Source organism: Bacillus proteolyticus, from assembly GCF_001884065.1.
Classification (GTDB): Bacteria; Bacillota; Bacilli; order Bacillales; family Bacillaceae_G; genus Bacillus_A; species Bacillus_A proteolyticus.
This window is the reverse complement of the sequence record NZ_MACH01000016.1, coordinates 1-18,171: the sequence shown is the minus strand read 5'-3', so window position 1 is coordinate 18,171 and position 18,171 is coordinate 1. Positions and strand designations below refer to the sequence as shown.

17 protein-coding genes, 1 pseudogene and 1 riboswitch are annotated in these 18,171 nt (G+C 32.4%); of the genes and pseudogenes, 4 read left to right on the top strand and 14 right to left on the bottom strand.

Annotated features, from left to right (window positions below; genetic code table 11):
- Positions 1–343 precede the first annotated feature (343 nt).
- The 3 genes from BAQ49_RS02910 to BAQ49_RS02905 all read right to left on the bottom strand — a co-directional run bounded on the left by BAQ49_RS02910 (position 344) and on the right by BAQ49_RS02905 (position 1,630).
- Complete coding sequence (locus tag BAQ49_RS02910; RefSeq protein WP_071744117.1) at positions 344–595, bottom strand: hypothetical protein; 252 nt, start codon at positions 593–595, stop codon at positions 344–346.
- 93 nt (positions 596–688) lie between these two features.
- On the bottom strand, positions 689–847 hold the full coding sequence (locus BAQ49_RS32730) for a hypothetical protein (protein WP_165616023.1): 159 nt from the start codon (positions 845–847) through the stop codon (positions 689–691).
- A 183-nt stretch (positions 848–1,030) separates the two neighbouring features.
- Positions 1,031–1,630: a TetR/AcrR family transcriptional regulator gene (locus tag BAQ49_RS02905; protein WP_071744116.1), complete on the bottom strand. Its 600-nt coding sequence runs from the start codon at positions 1,628–1,630 to the stop codon at positions 1,031–1,033.
- A 150-nt stretch (positions 1,631–1,780) separates the two neighbouring features.
- Between BAQ49_RS02905 and BAQ49_RS02900 the strand changes: the two genes are divergently transcribed.
- Positions 1,781–2,986, top strand: coding sequence for a serine hydrolase domain-containing protein (locus BAQ49_RS02900; RefSeq protein WP_071744115.1), 1,206 nt, complete (start codon positions 1,781–1,783; stop codon positions 2,984–2,986).
- Positions 2,987–3,406: 420 nt separating this feature from the next.
- Here the strand turns inward: BAQ49_RS02900 and BAQ49_RS02890 are convergent, their stop codons facing one another.
- The 3 genes from BAQ49_RS02890 to BAQ49_RS02880 all read right to left on the bottom strand — a co-directional run bounded on the left by BAQ49_RS02890 (position 3,407) and on the right by BAQ49_RS02880 (position 5,989).
- Positions 3,407–3,592 (bottom strand): hypothetical protein, encoded by a 186-nt coding sequence (locus tag BAQ49_RS02890; RefSeq protein WP_244159063.1) that lies wholly within the window; start codon positions 3,590–3,592, stop codon positions 3,407–3,409.
- Between the two features lie 383 nt (positions 3,593–3,975).
- Positions 3,976–4,467 carry an MgtC/SapB family protein gene (locus BAQ49_RS02885; protein WP_071744114.1) on the bottom strand — a complete coding sequence of 164 codons (492 nt, stop codon included), beginning with the start codon at positions 4,465–4,467 and terminating at the stop codon, positions 3,976–3,978.
- 25 nt (positions 4,468–4,492) lie between these two features.
- The gene (locus BAQ49_RS02880) at positions 4,493–5,989 is read right to left on the bottom strand and encodes an amino acid permease (protein ID WP_084667313.1); all 1,497 of its coding nucleotides are present in this window, start codon (positions 5,987–5,989) and stop codon (positions 4,493–4,495) included.
- A gap of 89 nt (positions 5,990–6,078) precedes the next feature.
- A riboswitch (cyclic di-AMP (ydaO/yuaA leader) is annotated at positions 6,079–6,224 on the bottom strand.
- 358 nt (positions 6,225–6,582) lie between these two features.
- On the opposite strand from BAQ49_RS02880, the gene BAQ49_RS02875 reads away from it, so the two are divergent.
- Positions 6,583–6,945, top strand: a complete 363-nt coding sequence (locus tag BAQ49_RS02875; protein ID WP_071744113.1) for a hypothetical protein — start codon at positions 6,583–6,585, stop codon at positions 6,943–6,945.
- A gap of 708 nt (positions 6,946–7,653) precedes the next feature.
- Here the strand turns inward: BAQ49_RS02875 and BAQ49_RS02865 are convergent.
- The 5 genes and pseudogenes from BAQ49_RS02865 to BAQ49_RS02845 form a co-directional block, all read right to left on the bottom strand.
- Positions 7,654–8,103 (bottom strand): DUF1648 domain-containing protein, encoded by a 450-nt coding sequence (locus BAQ49_RS02865; protein ID WP_208610840.1) that lies wholly within the window; start codon positions 8,101–8,103, stop codon positions 7,654–7,656.
- Between the two features lie 281 nt (positions 8,104–8,384).
- A pseudogene (locus tag BAQ49_RS02860) lies at positions 8,385–8,597 on the bottom strand (IS4 family transposase); the annotation flags it as partial.
- Positions 8,598–8,814: 217 nt separating this feature from the next.
- Complete coding sequence (locus BAQ49_RS02855) at positions 8,815–9,921, bottom strand: serine hydrolase domain-containing protein (RefSeq protein WP_244159062.1); 1,107 nt, start codon at positions 9,919–9,921, stop codon at positions 8,815–8,817.
- 1,054 nt (positions 9,922–10,975) lie between these two features.
- Positions 10,976–11,860, bottom strand: coding sequence for a TetR/AcrR family transcriptional regulator (locus BAQ49_RS02850; RefSeq protein ID WP_071771222.1), 885 nt, complete (start codon positions 11,858–11,860; stop codon positions 10,976–10,978).
- 409 nt (positions 11,861–12,269) lie between these two features.
- Positions 12,270–12,620, bottom strand: a complete 351-nt coding sequence (locus BAQ49_RS02845; RefSeq protein ID WP_071744109.1) for a S8 family serine peptidase — start codon at positions 12,618–12,620, stop codon at positions 12,270–12,272.
- Positions 12,621–12,846: 226 nt separating this feature from the next.
- On the opposite strand from BAQ49_RS02845, the gene BAQ49_RS02840 reads away from it, so the two are divergent.
- Complete coding sequence (locus BAQ49_RS02840; RefSeq protein ID WP_071744108.1) at positions 12,847–13,755, top strand: VanZ family protein; 909 nt, start codon at positions 12,847–12,849, stop codon at positions 13,753–13,755.
- Between the two features lie 248 nt (positions 13,756–14,003).
- Here the strand turns inward: BAQ49_RS02840 and BAQ49_RS02835 are convergent, their stop codons facing one another.
- The 3 genes from BAQ49_RS02835 to BAQ49_RS02825 all read right to left on the bottom strand — a co-directional run bounded on the left by BAQ49_RS02835 (position 14,004) and on the right by BAQ49_RS02825 (position 16,764).
- Positions 14,004–14,390, bottom strand: a complete 387-nt coding sequence (locus tag BAQ49_RS02835) for a hypothetical protein (protein WP_071744107.1) — start codon at positions 14,388–14,390, stop codon at positions 14,004–14,006.
- Positions 14,391–14,638: 248 nt separating this feature from the next.
- Positions 14,639–15,352: a nucleotidyltransferase domain-containing protein gene (locus tag BAQ49_RS02830; RefSeq protein WP_071744106.1), complete on the bottom strand. Its 714-nt coding sequence runs from the start codon at positions 15,350–15,352 to the stop codon at positions 14,639–14,641.
- A gap of 461 nt (positions 15,353–15,813) precedes the next feature.
- Positions 15,814–16,764, bottom strand: a complete 951-nt coding sequence (locus BAQ49_RS02825; RefSeq protein ID WP_071744105.1) for a hypothetical protein — start codon at positions 16,762–16,764, stop codon at positions 15,814–15,816.
- A gap of 813 nt (positions 16,765–17,577) precedes the next feature.
- Between BAQ49_RS02825 and BAQ49_RS02820 the strand changes: the two genes are divergently transcribed.
- Positions 17,578–18,084: a GrpB family protein gene (locus BAQ49_RS02820; protein ID WP_071744104.1), complete on the top strand. Its 507-nt coding sequence runs from the start codon at positions 17,578–17,580 to the stop codon at positions 18,082–18,084.
- Positions 18,085–18,171: the final 87 nt, after the last annotated feature.

Genomic DNA, 18,171 nt, shown 5'->3' with positions numbered 1-18,171 from the left:
TAAAATAACATTAATATAAAATTTTAACTAATAACTTTTATACTTTTTATTAAGAAAATGAAAGTATTCTTATAGAAGCACATATACTTATAATCAATAGTAATTTCTATATATAATGAAGATATAGTTATGTTCACCTATAAACTATAAAACAGACATTTGTTAACTATTTCTATTTTCGTTTATTTTGTTACCCTTTATAACAAATAAGATGCTAAACCGATCTCAACAGCGCCTAATACAGTAATTCCTATATACATGTTATACCCTCATCAAATGTCCATTTTGTCCATTAATGTGTAATTTCTATATAACAAAGAAAAAACACCCGTTTTGGATGCTTTTAAATCTTTTCTATAACATAAACCATTGTCTTTTTTGATAGTGCTTGATAAGAGTAACCTTGATTTTTATGAACATATATTTCATATTTACCCATCACTTGAAATCTTTCTTTTTCAGATTCACCGAACTTTTTTACAGAATCGCATAAAATAGTTAATTCCTTTCTATTATTGCATAACAAATTAGAAATCTGTTTTTCGGTATATATTCCCCCTTCGGCTAATTCTTTCAACATCTCTCCATATTGCATAATTTCTCCACCTTTCCCAATCTATTCATTCAACAGAAAACATAATTATCCTTTTATTCAAATGAACAAAAAGCGATCACTGAAGTGACGGCTCTAAAGAGGATTGGAGAAGACATAGAATCTTCCTAGTTTCTTTTCTAATCGTTCTAACGCTTCAACACAATCATTAGCTGCAGTAGTTAATACCTTAATGTTTTCGTTAGCTTCTTTTGTATCTACATCAATTTTCACTGAAACTACATTCCATATCATTTCGAGAAAATTGTACGCTAAGAAGTTTATAAAGGTTGTAATCACTTAACAAGCGTTTATAAATGTTTTCGATAATAAAATAGAGTACTAAACTTTTGATATGAAAGCATACACCTCTGAATCATAATTTTTTTGGAAGTGAAAAGTGAAGCCCTAAAGCAGCAAATGTATAATAAATGAATTTCACTCCTTATGTTTTGTTAGACCATCTGATAAGCATTCAATCATTTTTTTCATCATCTTCGAAAAAGTCGGTTCTCCAATCTCTTGTCGATGTAATGGAATAAGTATGGTTGTTCGAAATAGGCCAATAAGTACTTCAGGATCATCCTCTGTAACGCCTTTTTCCTGTAGAAATTTAACAAATGCTAAAGAACTATCTAAATCTTCCTTTGCATGTTTATCTAGAAGTTCCTTAGGAAGTCTTTTCACAATTCGATCATATTCACCTCTTTGATAAAGACTTTGTAAAAATGGGTTTTGTTCTATAGTTTTAAAAGATAATTCAAAGAAACGAATTAAAAGTTCTTTTGGAGGTAGAGACTCACACATAATTTCTGAAATAATTGTATTTTTTACTTCTTCCTCTTTTCGCAATACTGCGTAAAACAACTCTTCTTTTGATGAATAATATGAATAAAAAGAACCCTTTGCGATTCCACATGCATTTACTATGTCATCAATACTAGTTTTAGAGAATCCATATTGAATAAACAGTTCTTTACTCTTAAAGAGAAGATTCTCATGTATCTGTTTTCTCTGCTCAGATGAAATTCTTGCCATAATGTATCCCCACCTGTTTTTATTTGACTATTTATAGACATTTAGTCGAATATCTGATAGGTTTATTTTATTGAATTATTCGTATTTTGTAAACACATAAATGTTATCTGTGATAAAAGACCAGATTATACTAAATAAAGGGGAAAAGACATGGCAACAAAAAATAATATATTAATTCATGGATTTGTTGCACCGGGGTTTGAATTGGTAAAGGATGAGTTCATTAGAAATTTTACTGAGCGAGGAGAAATTGGAGCGGCCTTTTCTGTATACATTAACAATGAAGCAGTCGTTGATTTATGGGGTGGATATCGAGATCGACAGACTCGTGCAGAATGGGAAAAAGATACACTGGTTCAAGTGTTTTCAGCTACAAAAGGTTTTGCTGCACTGGCCTTAAGTTTAGCGCATTCTAGAGGTCACATTAACTATGATGAGAAAGTGTGTTCATATTGGCCTGAGTTTGCTCAGAATGGAAAAGACAAAATAACCGTTAGACAGCTTCTAGCACATCAAGCTGGATTATCGCCTCTCAATGAACTTGAAATCGATATGTTAGAAGACTTAGATACTTCTCGTCTATCAAATTCTCTTGCTGCAAGCAAACCTGCTTGGGAGGTTGGGAAAATTCAGGGCTATCATGCCTGGACAATTGGAACCTTAATTGGAGAACTGATTAAAAGAACAGACCCTAAACATCGGACCCTAAAAGATTTCTTTCAAGAAGAAATAGCAGAACCACTAAAAGCAGAGTTTTATATTGGTCTTCCTAAAGATATTTCTGAAGAGAAAATAACAACTATTGAAGGAATAAATCACCCCATTCAGTTACTTAAGGGGATGACAAAGCTACCTATAAAAATGTTACTTGGTTTTCTTAATACTAAGTCATTAGTAGCTAGAAGTTTAGTAGATCCAAAAAAATTCGTATCAAATGATAATTTTAATCATCGTCCCATTTTATCTATAGAATTCCCTTCAGGAAATGGTGTGGGGCAAGTAAGAGCAATGGCAAAAATTTATGGTGCTTTTGCTAGTGGTGCAAAAACTCTCGGATTGAGGGAAGAAACAATAAATGAATTAAGGAAAAGAGCTATCCCTCCGACATCAGGGTATTATGATTATGTGAATTGTATAAACATAGCCTATTCTTTGGGATTTTGGAAACACTTTTCAGATATGAAATTCGGGCGAAGCGAAAGCTCTTTTGGTCACCCAGGCGCAGGAGGATCATTCTGTTTTGCCGATCCAGATGAAAAGTTAGGTTATGCTTATGCGATGAACAAACATGGATTTGGCATGGCCAATGAACCAAGAGAACTTGCACTAAGAAAAGCCTTATACAGTTGCCTCTGAAAAAATAAAAATACGTGAAAATAGTTAGGGAGATTTTCATTTTGTACGGTTGTTGGCTATGAATAGTGATATAAATATTAAGTATTCAACAGTTTAAATAGAACGAGTCATCTTTTTATTTTAAGAAAAAAGATGACTCGTTCTATTCTGAAATTCGATTAGCGTATATTTTCGTTAAAATGTGGGCGCGACCCCAATCTGTAGTCGTATATTCGTTACTTCGAACAACAACATTCCCTACATAATAAAAAAATAGATGACTCAATTAGTTTCATTTCTGAAACATTTTAAGTCATCTATTTATCAATTCCAGTTTTGATTTCTTGTTGCTCTACATGAGTGAATTTCCTTGCCTCATACTTTTACATTTATTCATAGCTTTTTGTAAAAAATTGATTTGGAATCATAGCAGTTTAAGAATTACTGCCACCAATTATTAAAATCAGTGTAATTTTTATATACATTTTCTATAACATTATCTTGCCAGACATTTTTATATTCATCTCTATCCACTTTAACATTATATTCACTAATATCACCATTGGCATTTAACCATCCAGGATTTTCGAGAGCATGTTTGTAGGTAAACGTTCTTACCTGTTTCAATGTTTTAAATGTAATCGGAAAAGATTTTTTTCCCCATCTTTGTAACCAAACACTCTATATGCCTTTTTTCGTCCACCAACAGTTTTAAAATATGGTTCTGTAAAACATTCTATTTTTTTGATATGAATCTCCCACCTTTCTAGACGCCTTAAGTAATTAGTTTATATATTGGAAGAAAGATAAACAGCTACTGTAAGGTTGGACTACAAAAAACAGCTCAGGGCTGGTTTTAATGTACTTCCGTATTCTTTGATTACTTTGTAGAAAGTATTTTTCATCAGTTCAAATATTGAATAAATTGCACACTTATTATTTCTCTATTTGCCCATCTAGAATAGGTCTCTTTTATTATTATTGATAACGTTCTTAAAATTAGCTTCTTTTTAACAATCTTTTTTCTCTGATGGTTTATGTGTTACTCTATAAGAGAGAGCGGTAACTTGTTGGGAATATTTAAAACCTTTTTCTGATTTTTCGGAAACCCATTTCGAAACAGGTCTTAGTAAACTATTTATGCTGACAATAAGAATGGTTCCTGTTATAGCTATAAGTAAATAGCCGCTACCTGCTAATGTACCTACAGCCGCAGAACACCATAATGTTGCTGCTGTATCCAGTCCTCGAACTGTCAATCCATCTTTCATAATAACTCCAGCACCTAAAAAACCAATCCCGCTTACAATTTGAGAAGCTATTCTTGTAGGTGTATTATCAGTTGGAGTGAGTACACTTAATAGTACAAAAAGTGCAGCACCAACGGAAACAAGTACATTTGTACGTAATCCAGCAATGCAATTATGCCATTGACGCTCTAATCCAATTATTGCTCCAACAAGTATTGCTACAAGTAACCTGAGTAGAATGTCTAGTTCCATATTTCTGTCTCCTTAATTTCCATTCTTAATGATCATCATGCTCTAAATTGACTTGTTGTAATGGAATCACCTTTGTTTTTTTTATAATTTTATAGCCGAACCAAAATACAAGAAAAAGCAGTAAACCAATATAAGTAGCAAGTACTTCATACCAATCGACATGTGATCCTATAAAGACTGAATAATTCTGTCCTAAAATAATAATAGTACATATTACAAATGCCAAAATAGGACCGATAGGATACCACTTTGCTTGATACGGGAGCTCATTTAAATTCTTTTGTTGATGTAAAAAAGCCTGACGAAAACGATAATGGCTTATAGCAATCCCTAACCATGCAATAAATCCACAAAGTCCCGAAGCATTCAAAAGCCATATAAATGCTTGCCCTTCTCCAAATAAAGAAGCTGCAAACGCTACGATTGCCACAGTCGTTGTCATAAGTAAAGCATTAATAGGAACACCTTGTTTATTTACTTTTTTTAAGCAATTTGGAGCTTTCCCTTCTTTTGCCATTACCCATAACATTCGGGTTGCAACATACATTCCAGAATTACCAGCTGATAGAACAGATACCAAGATAACTGCATTCATAATAGAAGCTGCGAATGCGAAGCCAATTTTTTCAAATACTAGTGTGAAGGGACTCATTGTAATATTACTAATGTCATTGTTAACTAGATTCGGATCTGTGTAGGGAACTATGACTCCAATTACGCAAATGGTAAGTATGTAAAATAAAAGAATTCTCCAAAAGATTTGCCGCACAGCTTTTGGAATATGCTTTTCAGGATCTTTACTTTCTCCAGCTACAATTCCGACCATTTCTGTACCTTGAAAGGAAAATCCCGCAATCATAAACACACTAAGAATAGAAAGAAAACCTCCATGAAACGGTGCGTCTCCAATTGTTAGATTGTGAAATCCAATAGGATTCCCTTTGAAAATTCCAAATATCGTGGCTATTCCTAACATAATAAACACGACTATAGTAATAACTTTTACAAGTGAAAGCCAAAACTCCATTTCTCCATAATGTTTCACTGAAAGAATATTAATTCCAAACATAAACAGTATGAATAACGCACTCCAAAGAATAGATGGACTGTATGGAAACCAATATTTCATAAGAATAGCTCCTGATGAAATTTCAACTGCAAGAGTAATAGTCCAGCTAAACCAGTAATTCCAACCAATTGCAAAACCAAATGCAGGATCTACAAATTTAGAAGCATACGTACTAAAAGAACCCGATGTAGGCATATACGCTGCCATCTCTCCCAAGCTGGTCATCAACAGGTAAACAATACACCCCATCAACAAATAAGCTATAATTGCTCCACCAGGTCCTGCTGTATGAATCGTATTTCCGCTTGCTATAAATAACCCAGTCCCAATGCTTCCGCCTATAGAAATCATTGTTAAATGTCTCATCCCTAATTCTCTTCTTAATTTAGAAGGTTGGGAATTAGAAGGGAAAGAAAAAAGTGGATTTTTCGTTTTTATGGGTGTCTCTTTCAAGTGCCTCATCCTTTTTTGAATTATTTTTCCAGAAAAAGAGTATAAAAAAAGACACCAAAGTTCACCCAGTGTTTTTAAAAGTCACCATAGTATCCCCTCTCGGAACGCTTACGAGGTTAGCTGTCGGATTCGGGCCTTGAGAGTAGCCCTACCTTCATTTAAGAAGGATTCACCCCGAGTGCAATCGCACAAAATTTGGTTCCCCCGATCCATATGGATTCAGCGAATAGTGATATGAATTTATGTACAATATATTACTCCTATGCCCTCTTGTTTGTAAACAAGAAAATTAACGTTTTTTCAGGGGCAGAATTTTCGCATTGTACACTCCATTTATAATTTGAATTCTTAAATTAAGTCACATACTAAAAAAAAGTGAGAATTACAAGTATAGTAATACATGAAGAAGAGTTTGAATTAAATAAAAATAATATACCTAATTTTTATTAGGTCTATTATCTGCTAGTGTCTTTACTACTTTTAATTACATGGACTACTGATAAGTGGTGTTATGGTAATTAAGTAGGTATTGTTTCCGTAACGGAATGGTATAATTTAGAAAATATATATTAATCAAAGTTAGGAGGGAGTTCATGGGAAGAGAAGTATTATTTGATAATGAAAGTGTAATTTTAAAGTTAAGTGGGGTAACAGGATTTTTTGCTTTAAAATTAAAATTAAAAATTCCTTATAATACTATTAAGAATGTATATGTTGATCATTTTGATGCTCCACAATGGATGCTCCGTATGCCTGGAACCTCAATTTCAGCACTTAACATTTTTGAAGGTAGTTTTAAATATGCTGAAGAATGGTACTTTCTTTCATATGAAAATAGAGTACCACTCGTAATGATTGAATTAGAAGGACATGAAAAATATAAATATGTTTATTTTGAAATCAATGATCCTACTAAAGTAGCTTCGGATATTAGAAAGCATATAAGGGATTTGTAATTAAATTTTTGTATCTAGGAGAGTATTGCTTACGCTGATGTAATTTATTCAAACAAGCTAGATCAACTCTAGTTTGTTTCTCTTTTTGTTTACAGGTACTACAATCTCTTTATTAATACTTGTTTTGAATGTATACTTTTATTGTGTAAATTGAGAATATCGGGTTAATTGGTGTGGAGTCAATGATTTCGGGGTAATGAAAGTAAACTAATGGGTAAAAGTTTACTTTCGGGTTTTGAATCATTTATAGCTAATTTTGTAATAAATTCCTCAATATAGATATACTTATCAATTATGGTTTTAATATTCAAAATTAACAAAAATTGTAGTATTATAAAAATATGATGGTTATTCCTTTTGTTTACTCCTTGTGCTAAAGATAAGATTGTGTTCCCGATCTTATCTTTTTCTTTGTAGATTTTTGATACAAAAAAAAGAATCCTTATAATATTATAAGGATTCTGCAACAGGGAATAAAAAATGTATGTAAAAAGACAATAAAGTTATTTAATTTTTAAACCTAAAACAAGCATAACCCCGTTCTAAATTTAAGACGGGGTTAAAATATAGTTGTTTGATTTTCGATATAAGATACTTCACTGTACTTAAAGATATAGCAATAAAGACGTTTAAAAATCTAAGTTTTATTCAACAATAGCGCCCGATAACGAAATAACGTCATAAATTAGATTGTTTATTCAGCACGTATTATTTAATTTTTCGTTGCCTTATTATTCCTATAACAATTGGAATAACTGTCCCGATAATTATTATCGGTAAAAATAATTTACCAAAACCGCTTCTCCAACCTAAAGCTATTGAAATTGTCTCAAATTGGATTAAAGTAAAAATAACTAAACAAACATTTTTTAATTGATTAATCAGCTTTCGGCTATTTAAATAAAACTGCTTAGCATTCGATTCATTAAGTCTTTGTGGATAGTTGTAAACTTCTGGAAACTTTTCTAAAGTCTGCATTAAAAGAAGTATAAATACCCCTATTCCTGGTAGAATCAAAAGTTCCCACTTTGCCCCCCAGCGATCTACAACCCCTGCTGCGTTATAATGTCCCGGTACTTCCTCGGGTAATCTTCCCCAAATGGTGATCAAAAAAATTATTGATCCTAAGAAAAATGAATATCCAATGATATCCCAAATCCATTCACTTTTTGTTTTTTGGATTTTTATTCTAGGTCGTCCCCACGAATTTACTATATTTCCCCTCTCCCTTCTATGATATCTATAGTAATACACATCCTGTATTACATTTTTTAATTTTAGCTCTTCTACCCAAATCATCTCAAATTTTAGATATTTTAACAATTAATTATTTTAGAATATGGCCCGATTGTTGAATAACATGACTGGCGTTTTTTAAACAACTTTATTATGTTTTAAACGACTTTATTGTAAATTAAACAACTTTATTATCTCTGTACAGCTTCTAAACAGCTAGATAACTGAGTTAAAGAAGTCATAGCTACATTTTGGCTCACCCATACACATAAAGCGACTAAATCTTTTGCTTGGTATTTACTGGTTCGTTGCACGAAACCAACATCTCTAGCAAAATCTCGTAAGATATTTGGAGATAAAAAACTTTGAATCTCTTGAGCAAATAGTTGTACTTCATCAGATATAGAAATAGACATACAAACACGCCATCCTTTCCTATGATTCTACAGAAAGAATAGCGTATTTTTTCATTTTAGGGAAGATTTTGTTTTATTAGCTTAATAGCATTGAGTTGCCACCAGAATTCCAAAAATACCAAAATCATTTTTTAGAGTAATTTAGGGTTTTTGAACCAGAAAGGTATATATTTAACTATAAAAACTATGACAAAATTTATCCAGTTTTCCTTTTTGCCTACTTGCTAAATTCAGCAAGTAAAATATTTTTAAAAGGTTCAGGACTATCAGCTTTAAGGATGTTCAAATTAACGGCCAGCGTATGCCTGCCTCCAAGTGTGCCTCCAGCAAAAGTACTAAACCCTGGAATGCCACCTGAGTGTCCCCATATCGAGACACCGTTTGGAAGCATAATTTTGAAAATTCCAAGCCCGGAATCGCCAAGTTCATCTATTCCTGTAGGGACTGTTGTAAGCATTTGCTTTAGTTGCTGTTCTTTCAGTAATTTACCCCCAAGTAAATAAGAGAAGAATTTGTTTAAATCATCAGCCGTAGAAATCATATCTCCGGCCGAGCTCCCCATACTTGGGTTATAATAAGTAACATCTTTTGGCTCACTTGCTCCGTCTAATTGGATATATCCACGGGCATGGTTGGTTCCTGGAATGACGCTTGAATTTCCAGTTAAGAATGTATTCGCTAATTCAAGTGGTTCAATGATTCGATTTTCAATCTCTTCCGCATAGCTGTTCCCAGTTACTTTTTCAATAAGAATTCCTAGTAATACATATCCTGTATTTGAATACGACCAGCTCTTTCCTGGAGCAAAATCTGGAGGCATGGATATTCCCATCTTTACTAATTCTTCAGCAGTATAAGATTTTTTTGTATCCATGATATTAAAATCCTTTGACATTGTGTAATTAGCGATACCACTTGTGTGGTGCAATAATTGCCGGATAGTAATCTGTTTATCATCATACCCGTTTCCTTGAATGACACCAGGAAACCATTTTTCAATAGAGTCGTCTAGATTCAAGCGGTTCTCTTCGGCTAATTGAAATACAACTGTTGCGGTGAACGTCTTCGTCACGCTGCCGATGCGAAAGCGGAAATCTGTTTCCATTGGTTTCTTGGTTCTCAGGTCCGCTACTCCGGCCGCATAACTCCACGTTTTCCCATCCTCGGAAGTTTTAGCAAGTATCCCCGGGATTCCAAATTTCAAGATATCACGCATTGCTTGTTTGACGGAATTACGATCTCGTTGAGTGCTTGTGTGTGACGAACTAGATACATTTTCAGTGGGCTCTGCTTTTACAAATGTAATTTGACTACGTGTTTTCATAAGGCATTCCTCTCCTCTATTCATATTGTATGAGTGGTTGCTTGTTGTTTCGTATTAATTACACAGCTATCATCTCCATCAATGACAAAAGGACAACATGGAATTTGTAATTATCTTCATAATGATTATTTTTGTCCTAACAAACGGTAAATCCCTCTTTTTTTACAAGTATGTTAACCCCAGAAATTACTTCTTTTCCTTACAACACTCTTATGACTAGTTTGTTTTTCACATAAATATATCTTATCTAATCCCCCCTTTCACTCTTCTTTATATTTTTATCATCCACAATTAAAATTGCTTTTTTCTTATCCATTCCTTACAAATTTCTTATGAAAAAGCTTATTTATCGTTTTGGAGGTGACCTGTTTTTTAGGTTGATGGCAATGAGGGCACCATATCAAAAAAGAAAACTGTACGTTTGGACACGATTTGGAAACACCTTATCCGGTTCCCTGTACATAAGAATCCCTTATTTAACCGAAACAAGTAAGAGTATTTCATTCACTTACATAAGGTATTACAAGAGAAAATCTAAAATAATTTAAAAAGTCCCTTTTTTAGATTTTCTAACTAAGTTATTAGACCTTTTTTGTTCATCCTTAGTTAATCCATACGTAACTATTACTAGACTTAAAAAAGTGTGGGCAACTATATTAGCGATTAATAAAATTACAGGGAATTTTATATTAGGCTCCCAATACTGATTAATCAAACTGATTGTAATGTAACTCCTGTAAATATCAAATGAATTATTAATGTTATTGCTTTTAATGATATTTTATTAAATTTAACAAAGAGCACAGCAAGTGGTACTAATAAAATAATATATATTTAATATTAATCGCTCACCAACTAGTAGAAATATATTTTAACTGCTCCTTTTTTCAATTCAAATAATACTTCACCCATGAGTACTATAACTAGAATACTCATCATTACATACAACTGAGTACCAGGAATATTCCCTCTAAAAATTTATATAATAAATTTTATAACTTCTATTAATTCACCTAACATAAAAGCTCACCTCTATTAGAAATAGTGTTTTCCATCAAAAATCTTTTTTTATTTGTTGTAATAAACTAAATATCTCATCTACTATGAATTCTAATTCTGTAAATTGCCCTATATTTCTTAGCATCCCTTTGATAATTATGATATCTGGGTTACTCTTAGATAATTCATCGTTAATAAACATTAAAGAAGCATTGACTTCTTGTTTTTCTTCTTGAGTAAAATAAATGTTATGGATTAATTGATTGATTGCATTCAATCGTTCCTTAATTTTATTTGTATATATAAGCTCCTCTCTAATCTCCTTATTTTTCATGTAATTTTCACTAAGAATCGGGGATATATGCTTATTTTTAAATCCCTTTAAGATACAGGATATGGTTTGTGTAATAAAATTAACTAATTCCTCAACTGATATATCCGCTCCATCTAATATCACAACTGCTGAGTATTCCTCAATTAGACTATTTAATATAACGGCCTCATCTAATACACAATTTTTCAGTTCTTCTCCTCCGACATACTTCATTAGTTGCTGAAACTTAATATAAATTTCCCTGCGTTTTCCCTGAATAAATTCCATAATTTGTGGATCATTAATATTTTGTTCTTTCATTTGCATTTTAAGGAAATTTTCATGCTCAAATGCGACACTTAGATAATTATTTAAAACTTTGTTTAATTTTATTAGTCGTTCCTCAAAAGATTCATTATTACTTATAACGCTAACATCTAAACTATTGTATAAGCAGTCTAAGTAATAACCATATATAGAAATTAAAATATTCTTTTTGGAAGTAAAATGAGCATATAACGTCCCCTTAGCAACTCCGGCGTGATTTGCAATCTCTTGCACATTAGTAGCATGAAAACCCTTTTCCGCAAATAATTTCAAAGCAGATATTATGATTTTTTCTTTCAAAGCTAGCACCTCTTTCTGACTTTTCAAAAACTGTTCCTACCTCAAAATAAAATTGAACTGAACTGTTCAGTCTATTAAATCCCATTTTATACCTTTCTAATCGAAATTTCAATGAATTTTCTTTAAATTTTAAAAATATTTATTTGTCATAAAGATTCTAGTATTTTAAGTTTATTCATGATATATAATTAGAAGATTCCACTTTACTCATCACAGAAAAAATAATAATGGACCGAATGAATGGATTTAGTTTATAAAACAACTGGTTTATCCCACTAAGATATAACCAGTTATTTTAACGATTAAAATTATTTAAGAACACATTTCTTATATGTCTCTAAAAGGCACTAATATCTCTGCAAAATAAATTACTTAACCTTCTATTATGGTTTTTGGTTTTATTCAAATCTTATTTATTGTTGATTAATTTCAGGGCCTCATATGCATCTATCGTACCCCTTCCTGAAAGTTTTTCTTTTCTATTTGTTCCAGATTTTAAGGTAGTTTGATACATAATATTTTGAATTTCATTAATAGACAAGTTTTTTAATTTTTCCTCTTTATACTCTGTTAATATAAGAGCCGCAACCGCTGATACTGTAGGAGTAGATAGGCTCGTACCATAAGAAAATTCATAACCACGTGGAAAATCACCATTTTCAGCAATATAATTTGGGAGATAAGTAGGATAGGTTGTTAATAGGAGTACCGCCAGCATTTTTGAAAAAAACCACGCTAAGCAAAAAATAAAATAAGCCATCCATTTGGACAGCTCATTTACATAATTATCGTTCTCGGAAGTTAATAAATTTATATCTTGCCCTTCTTAGATAGACTGACAATAATAACAAAACCCCTAAATATAATTAAGCATATAAATAAAATTAGATTTTGGCCGGAATTATCATATTCCCGTTTTTTTTTAAACTGATATTTTAGTATTATAATATTTGTGGTAAATAATATGTTGAAATTAAGGAGATATTATGGAAACGAAATCACGGAAAATCATTTTAGCTGGCACCATATGCTATACGATTTTAGTTTTATTTTTTATGTTCTTTGCGTTTAACAGGCTCGATAGTGTAGCCAGTTTAGAACGGTACACCTTTATCCTTGTTCCAGAAGGAGTACCACTTAAATTTCCAGAACTAAATTATTCATGGATTGTTGATTTTGGAAATATTGCTGCTTTTATCCCTTTTGGAATACTATTTCCCCTATTGTATCGTGTCAGATTTGGGAAGTTTATATCCTTGTTTGTTTTAGCGATTCTCGTTTTAGAAACCATTCAGGCTTTAACATATCTTGGTAGCTTTGATGTAAATGATGTTATTTCCAATACATTAGGTGCAATGATTGGCTATGTTGCCTATAGAGTTGGATTTTCTTCAAAAATTTCTTATAAAAAGCTCATGGCTTCGGCTCTATCTATTGTTGTCCTTATAATTGGAGTCATGGTGGTCTCTGAAATCAACAAAAAAAGAGAAGGCCCTATTCAAACATTAACTGTTATAAAAGAAATGACAGGAACTACACCTATGACTGAGAACCTCCCAAGTTTCACCATAGCAGGTGAGCGAATAGAGCCGAAAATGAACGTGTATAGCAGTGAAGGTGAATCAACCAAAACATACAACTATATTCTTGGGAACAAAGAAAATGTCTGGCTTTATTTCTATTTTGGCATTCCCGACAATGTAGACTTTAAGGGTGAAGCCAAAATAATCGTAGATGGACAAGAAGTATATCGATTAAACGAACAATCTCCTCAAGGAGCAGAGTCTTTACAGGAGTTGCCTTTTAACGAGGTAAACGAGCTGACCATTAGCGTTTCCGGAAACGCTAAGTTGTGGGACGTTGGAATTAGTGAGATGAAACATTGGTGGGAGTAAAGAATCAATATTCTAAGGGGCTTGTTTTGCACTTTACGTCATGATTGTTCCCTCTATCCTTAAAAAAATGGGTACGAGTTGTCCTTTTAAACTATGAAAATGGCGATGAATAAAAATTCATGTAAGGTTGACCTAACGTAACATTATGGGAATTCAATGTATTTAGAAGACTATTAAAAGTCCTCCAGATTGTTAAACTGGGGGACTTTTGTGTTCACATAATTATCGTTATCAGAAGTTGATCAACATCAGTTTATTCGTCTTATAAAATAGAAAACTAAGGAGGACAAAGTAATAGGAAGACTAAATTTAATAAAATCCATTATAGAATAAGATACATATTCTCCAGATAATCCAATGTACATTAAATATGTATAGAAAACACCTAATAATATAAACAGGGGAATCCCAATACTTAATTTATAACTTCTTTTTATTTTTCTATAAGAAAATTCCCCTAGTAAACAGCCTATAAGTACAGGTATACTCCCATACATAATGTAAAGAAGAGCCATCGACCAGGGGGAACCAAATGATGCTTTCATACCTTCAGAGTTATTTATAAATTCCAAATTAGATGTAAATATAGAAAAAAATACGAGACATACTAAATAACTAACTATAAATTTTTTCATTTCTATCCCCCCTATAATTCACAAAGATATCTTCATTATATGACAGTTACACTTACCTAATATAGATAAAATGTAATATTTATATTGTATTTATGCTTGGTTAACATAACGTCCTATTATCGGGATTCAATGTATTTAGAAGACTATTAAAAGTCCTCCAGATTATTTAACTGGGGGACTTTTGTGTTCACATAATTATCGTTCTCGGAAGTTACATTCAACTAAAGCTCTCGTTAGTACAATAAGATTTACTTTTTCCCTAAAGAAAAACCTTCAAATAATCGCCCACCAAAAGGTTTAAGCACCTTATCAATTAAACTAACAATCTTATCATTGTCATTTGTTTTATAAAATGTATCAAATGCTTCTACAAATTCGTTTGCAAGTTCCTTATCATGATGAACTAATGAACGAACAACCCATTTTGATGAACCAATCCATTTACAATTACTACGAAGAATGAACTCACTTACTAACTCACCGAGTTTATTCGCAATAAAAATTCCTTCTCCCCTATCTTTGCAACCAATTAAATCATCTAACGCATCCGTAATAAAATATCGCTTCATATCAATGGTTTCTTTTGACCACTCTTTTGGTCCTTGTTCTAATAAGTCTTTAGCTTCTTTTCTTATTTCTTTTAAAACACCTGTGTCTTTTAAAATCTTCCCTTCGCTTACCATTCTCGGCATACAAGGTCTAGCTTCTTTACAATCACTTTCAAAAAAGAAGCGATAAGACGTTAAATTATGTGCAAATAGTTCAATATTCCACTCAAATTCAATCAGAGATTGACGATAAGAAGAAGATAAGCTTTCATCAAAAATCACAATATCCAAATCTGACGTTTCAGTTGCTTGTCCACGAACTACACTACCAGCTAATATAGCTCCCTGACAGTTCGGAAAATATTTGTCAATAAACTGAATGGCTGCCGCTATTGGCTCTGGTTTATTTTTCATTTTATCTACTCCTTTTATAATCTATTAATTTATGTATTTAGAATATTATAAATGTTATTCGGATATTAGTATACTTAAATTAATTTGCTTTATATTATTGTATACCCTATTCATGTATAGTTAACATAACGTCTCATTATCGGTACTGAAAAAGGATCTTCGAATGAAGATCCTTTTGTACTTATTATCTTCCACAATCGCGCCCGATTGTTGAATATTAAAGAATTCCAAAATAGTTACTCTATTAGTTGCTAAAGTCCCCGTTAGTACAAATAAAAAGGTTCCCTTGTAACCAAATGTTACTATTATGACCCAAAATTACTAGAACTCATAAATAATAACCTAAAGAATTAATTAAAGTATAATACATTTATTAAGCAAAAAAATCACATCTTTTTATCATTATTTTATTATCAATTACTTTTTCAAAATAACCAAACTTGATTCGTACGATCCTTACGTTATTGAATCATGATTCCTCTTTTAGTAATAACATAATTCTCTGGTAAGCAATTTATGCCTGGATGATTTTCGCAACGTGAAAAAAGCTCTTTTAAATCTCGTTGAAAATCACTACGTGGACGCTTTGGTTCTGCAATTCCCCATTTATCCATGCACTCTAGAATCAAAGATTGAGCCTCCGGGTATATCCTTGCAGTTTCAAGAAGACAGCCGACCGCCACTGAGCGGGTAGGTTCCTCATATCTTTTCTTCAGTTTACCAACACAGCTTGTAGTCATATGCCAAAGCCATACGTGGTAAGTTAGATTACTATCAGGGATAGGTGTATCAAAGAATCCCCTGCGAATGCATGCCCATAAAGCTAGTATACTATTATTAGTGAGAGTAGAAGATTCTTGGTTATTAACATTGGTGACAAGTGAACTTATATGATTGGATATATTAATGCCTCTTTCAGCCAATCTCCGCCATATACTGCAAATGAACTCTTTTGTCGGTATATCATTTCTATAATAATCCGATAACATTAGCTCTACTACTTCCGGTGGCAACGAAACGTTTAAGGAAATTAATTCATCCAACATTACAGCTGCCCGGTACTGAACATATCGTTCAGAATCTAATTTATCTCGTTCCTCTTTGTCAATATACAATAATCGTGCGATTTGCGTAACGTATGGCTGCAGATCAGCGTCCCTACTCAGACTTTCATAAGCCACTTCTAATAAATCAGCAATTAATTCAGGGCTGTTCATTTGAGTGTAAACACCCTTATCATGCTTGTCATGACATAAGCTCTCGATATAGTTAGCTATCCAATTTGCAGCTTTCGACGTTTCACCAGATGACAATATAAAATCAGCAAGGCTAGTCTTCATACTTTGGCGTTGAATAGATTCCCCAGAAACAAATTGCTGCAGCTTATCCAAAATAATATCATCTTTTAACATTTCGAATACAGATCCCCCTTCACTGACCAGTAAAATTAGTTTTTTCAGATACTAAACTTATCGCTAGTCTCTCCATCCCTACATATTTTACCTTATTTTAGTAATTATTGATGGAACAACTAAATAGTAACACATATTGGAACAGTCCTGCCAAACAACCCCATGAGGGATAGCACATCACCCAATGTTTAATTAAGACACTACCCTGCTGAAACGTCAGTTCTTTTTCGCCAACAATCTGAAAAGATACCATTTTTCTTTCAAACTTTGGTTGATGAGGTTTTTGATGTTTTTTCACATTAAATGTATGTAGATTTAGCCGAAGACTAGTTTGACAAACAGAGACAGCAATCAATTATTCGACATTTATTCCGAAGATTACAAAGTCTTGGATACACAGTTACGTCGCAAGAACCTGAAGCTTCTTAATCTAGTCAACTATAATAATTGATCAATGAATTAGACGCTTTCTTTTTAAAAAAATTGAATGAGCTGCGTCTATTTTAGTTTTGCCTTTTTCCTTTAATTACAGAAGTTTTTTTTCATGTTAGTTTAGATACATTACTTCACAAACCTAATTAGATTCCAGCATGAATATCCAATTATTTCTTATTGAGTGCTATTCCATAAAATAGCCCGTTTGCTGAACAATTAGGACTCTTCGACTATGCTTCGGTAGTGAGGAAAAGGAGGGAGAACAACGTTCTCAATTTCTTCTTCAACTAACGGGGCAGAATATTAAAAGAGTCTTTTAATATGGTATAATGTTTCAACTGTTTTAAAAACGGTATTAACGTTAAAAGGGGGAATAAGATGTTAGGCTTGCCAAAAGGAGAGGTATTCTTAGTTCCTTGGACAGAGGAATGGAATAAAAATTTTTTATCAGAGAAAGAAAAAATACAAGATAAAATAGGTGAATATATAATGAATATTCACCACATAGGAAGTACATCAGTAAAACATTTAAGTGCAAAACCAATTATTGACATAGCCATAGAAATCAAAGATTTTAAAGATGGTGCGAATACTTCCTCACCTTTAGAGAAGTTGGGATATTCGTATAGAGGAACAAATATTTTGCCTGATAGACACTATTTTAGTAAGGGTGAACCAAGAACCCATCAAATCCACATGCATCAATGTGGAAATAAACATTTACTTGAACAGCTAAAGTTCAGAGATTACTTGAGAGATAATGATGAAGCAAGAATTGAATATGAACGACTCAAACTTAATTTAGCAAAGTTAAATAAAAATAATAGACAAAAATATACAGAAGAGAAAACTACTTTCATTAGAACAATTTTGGGGAAAATTTAATGGGTATTTTATAAAGGGTTCTGGTGCAAATACTTAGGAAAGATATAAAGATGCGAAAAGTTTCCTAGTGAAATCTAGTCTTAAGCA

Bases quoted from the DNA above. Each gene is read 5' to 3' on its own strand.
- BAQ49_RS02910 (WP_071744117.1), bottom strand. From the start codon at position 595: ATGCAATATGGAGAGATGTTGAAAGAATTAGCCGAAGGGGGAATATAT.
- BAQ49_RS32730 (WP_165616023.1), bottom strand. From the start codon at position 847: ATGATATGGAATGTAGTTTCAGTGAAAATTGATGTAGATACAAAAGAA.
- BAQ49_RS02905 (WP_071744116.1), bottom strand. From the start codon at position 1,630: ATGGCAAGAATTTCATCTGAGCAGAGAAAACAGATACATGAGAATCTT.
- BAQ49_RS02900 (WP_071744115.1), top strand. From the start codon at position 1,781: ATGGCAACAAAAAATAATATATTAATTCATGGATTTGTTGCACCGGGG.
- BAQ49_RS02885 (WP_071744114.1), bottom strand. From the start codon at position 4,467: ATGGAACTAGACATTCTACTCAGGTTACTTGTAGCAATACTTGTTGGA.
- BAQ49_RS02875 (WP_071744113.1), top strand. From the start codon at position 6,583: ATGGGAAGAGAAGTATTATTTGATAATGAAAGTGTAATTTTAAAGTTA.
- BAQ49_RS02855 (WP_244159062.1), bottom strand. From the start codon at position 9,921: ATGAAAACACGTAGTCAAATTACATTTGTAAAAGCAGAGCCCACTGAA.
- BAQ49_RS02845 (WP_071744109.1), bottom strand. From the start codon at position 12,620: ATGGCTTATTTTATTTTTTGCTTAGCGTGGTTTTTTTCAAAAATGCTG.
- BAQ49_RS02840 (WP_071744108.1), top strand. From the start codon at position 12,847: ATGGAAACGAAATCACGGAAAATCATTTTAGCTGGCACCATATGCTAT.
- BAQ49_RS02835 (WP_071744107.1), bottom strand. From the start codon at position 14,390: ATGAAAAAATTTATAGTTAGTTATTTAGTATGTCTCGTATTTTTTTCT.
- BAQ49_RS02830 (WP_071744106.1), bottom strand. From the start codon at position 15,352: ATGAAAAATAAACCAGAGCCAATAGCGGCAGCCATTCAGTTTATTGAC.
- BAQ49_RS02825 (WP_071744105.1), bottom strand. From the start codon at position 16,764: ATGTTAAAAGATGATATTATTTTGGATAAGCTGCAGCAATTTGTTTCT.
- BAQ49_RS02820 (WP_071744104.1), top strand. From the start codon at position 17,578: ATGTTAGGCTTGCCAAAAGGAGAGGTATTCTTAGTTCCTTGGACAGAG.